The organism is Mesorhizobium sp. M2A.F.Ca.ET.067.02.1.1 (genome assembly GCF_004023285.1).
Taxonomy (GTDB): domain Bacteria; phylum Pseudomonadota; class Alphaproteobacteria; order Rhizobiales; family Rhizobiaceae; genus Mesorhizobium.
This window is the reverse complement of sequence record NZ_RZSB01000820.1, coordinates 1-2,502: the sequence shown is the minus strand read 5'-3', so window position 1 is coordinate 2,502 and position 2,502 is coordinate 1. Positions and strand designations below refer to the sequence as shown.

Sequence of the window (2,502 nt, the reverse complement as noted above, 5' to 3'; positions counted from 1 at the left end):
CTACTAGCACGGTCTTGCCGACATCGGAGCCGGTGCCCTGCAGCATGATCGCTTTTGCCATCAGCCCCTGCTCCCCGAACCGATGGTCGACTTCTGCGCCAACGGCCCGCCGCGCCAGAGATAGAGCGCCATCAGCGGTTCCTTGCCGGTGCGCATGGCATGGCTGACATTCGATGCGTGGTGGATCATCTCGCCGGCGCCGCGAATATGAAAATCCCCCTCGCCCATTCGCCACTCGGTGCCGCCGGTCAGTGGAATGTAGATTTCTTCCGCGATGTGGTGGTGGTCGGGATAGACGATGTCCGGCCCGAGGATCAGCAGACCGGCCGCGGCCGCATCATTGACGAAATGCCCTCGCGTGCCGAACACTTCCAGCCAGCCGTAATTGTCGACGAAACCCTGCCCGAAATCGGCGGCGCTATAGGTCTGCCCCCAGCGCAATGCATCCCGATGGTCGGCGACGAACCGCGCCAGCGGCCTGGCATCCGGCGGCGCAAGCGCGGCGATGCGGTCGAGATGGCCAAGGCAGGCAAGCGCGCGCGGTTCGAGAGGACGGACAGGCATATTCCAGCCGATGCGCGCGACTTCGTCCGCGAGCAGATCGTGGTCGACGCCGGCTAGATAGGCGTGGAATCGCTCCAGCAACTCATCGAAAATTGTCGGCACGCAAGAGCTCCGTTAGTCATTCCATGCACAGCCGGTTCTCAACGGCCCGGGTTTGCGCGGCGGCATCATTGGTCTAGATTGAACGGCGCGCAAAGCCAAAAACGACAGGCCAGAAGGCCTGAAACGACAGGGAGCACGCCATGGACGCGGCAGTCGATGCGGGCACTGGCCAATTCGAACTCAATGAGGAGCAGCGCGCCATCCAGGAGATGGCCCAGGCCTTCGCGGCGGATCGCGTTGCGCCCAATGCGCTCGACTGGGACAGGGCAAAGCATTTCCCCGCCGACGTGATCCGCGAGACCGGCCCGCTCGGCCTCGGCGGCATCTATGTGCGCGACGATGTCGGCGGCTCGGCGCTTGGGCGGCTGGACGCGGTGCTGATCTTCGAGGCGCTTGCCCACGCCGACCCGGCTTTTTCCTCCTTCATTTCCATTCACAACATGGCGGCCTCGATGATCGACCGCTTCGGCTCGGACGAGCAGCGCCAGCGCTTCCTGCCGAAACTGACCTCGATGGAGTGGCTGGCGAGCTATTGCCTGACCGAGCCCGGCTCCGGCTCGGACGCCGCCGCGCTGAAGACGCGCGCGGTGAAGAGCGGTGACGATTACATACTAAACGGCGCCAAGCAGTTCATCTCCGGCGCCGGCGACAGCGATCTCTATGTAGTGATGGCGCGCACCGGCGGCGATGGCCCGAAGGGCATTTCGACCTTCGTCGTACCCAAGGACGCGCCGGGCCTGTCCTTCGGCGCCAACGAGCACAAGATGGGCTGGCACATGCAGTCGACCCGCCAAGTCATGTTCGAGGACTGCAAGGTGCCGGCGGAAAACCTGCTCGCAGCGGAAGGCGCCGGCTTCGGCATCGCCATGGCCGGGCTCGACGGCGGCCGGTTGAACATCGCCGCCTGCTCGCTCGGCGGCGCTCAATCGGCGCTCGACAAGGCGCTCGCCTATACGGGCGAGCGCAAGGCCTTCGGCTCCAAGATCAACCAGTTCCAGGCGCTGCAGTTCAGGCTGGCCGACATGGAGACGGAGCTGCAGGCCTCCCGCATCTTCCTCTACGCCGCCGCCTCGAAGCTCGACCGCAAGGCGCCGGATGCCGGCAAATGGTCGGCGATGGCCAAGCGCTTCGTCACCGATATCGGCTTCGACGTTGCGAACGAGGCGCTGCAGCTGCATGGCGGCTACGGCTATCTGCACGATTACGGCATCGAGAAGCTGGTGCGGGATCTCCGCGTCCACCAGATCCTCGAAGGCACCAACGAGATCATGCGCGTCATCATCGCGCGGGCGCTGATTGGTCGCTGAGCAGATTTTTGGGAGAGAGACAATGAGCACCATCGCCTTCATCGGCCTAGGCAACATGGGCAATCCGATGGCTGCCAATCTGGTCAAAGCTGGCCATGCGGTGCTGGGCTTCGACCTGGTGCCCGAAAACCTTACGGTCGCGAAAGGGCATGGGGTGACGGTGATGGCAAACGCCGTCGCCGCAGTGAAGGACGCCGATGTCGTCATCACCATGTTGCCCGCGGGCAAGCATGTGCTGTCGGTTTACGAAGACATTGCGCCCAAGGCAAAGAAAGGCGCGCTGTTCATCGATTCCTCGACCATCGATGTCGAATCGGCGCGCAAGGCGCATGCGATTGCCGCCAGGCAGGGCCTGCCCTCGATCGACGCCCCGGTCTCCGGTGGCACCGGCGGCGCCACGGCCGGCACCCTCACCTTCATGGCCGGCGGTTCCGACGAGGCCTTTGCCACCGCCGAGCCGATCCTGAAGCCGATGGCCGGGCGCATCGTTCATTGCGGCGGCGACCGCGCCGGCCAGGCGGCCCAGATC

Annotated in this window: 3 protein-coding genes; 2 read left to right on the top strand and 1 reads right to left on the bottom strand. The window is 64.7% G+C overall.

The features are described 5' to 3' along the window. Positions 1-60: 60 nt before the first annotated feature. Positions 61-666, bottom strand: coding sequence for a dimethylsulfonioproprionate lyase family protein (locus EOA28_RS32260; RefSeq protein ID WP_127253612.1), 606 nt, complete (start codon positions 664-666; stop codon positions 61-63). 140 nt (positions 667-806) lie between these two features. Here EOA28_RS32260 and EOA28_RS32255 point away from each other — a divergent pair, with 140 nt between their 5' ends. Together EOA28_RS32255 and EOA28_RS32250 are read left to right on the top strand one after the other, a co-directional pair. Next, on the top strand, positions 807-1,973 hold the full coding sequence (locus EOA28_RS32255; RefSeq protein ID WP_126082199.1) for an isobutyryl-CoA dehydrogenase: 1,167 nt from the start codon (positions 807-809) through the stop codon (positions 1,971-1,973). 22 nt (positions 1,974-1,995) lie between these two features. Continuing rightward, positions 1,996-2,502: NAD(P)-binding domain-containing protein (locus EOA28_RS32250; RefSeq protein WP_128315684.1), on the top strand; the 507-nt coding region annotated here is incomplete at its 3' end.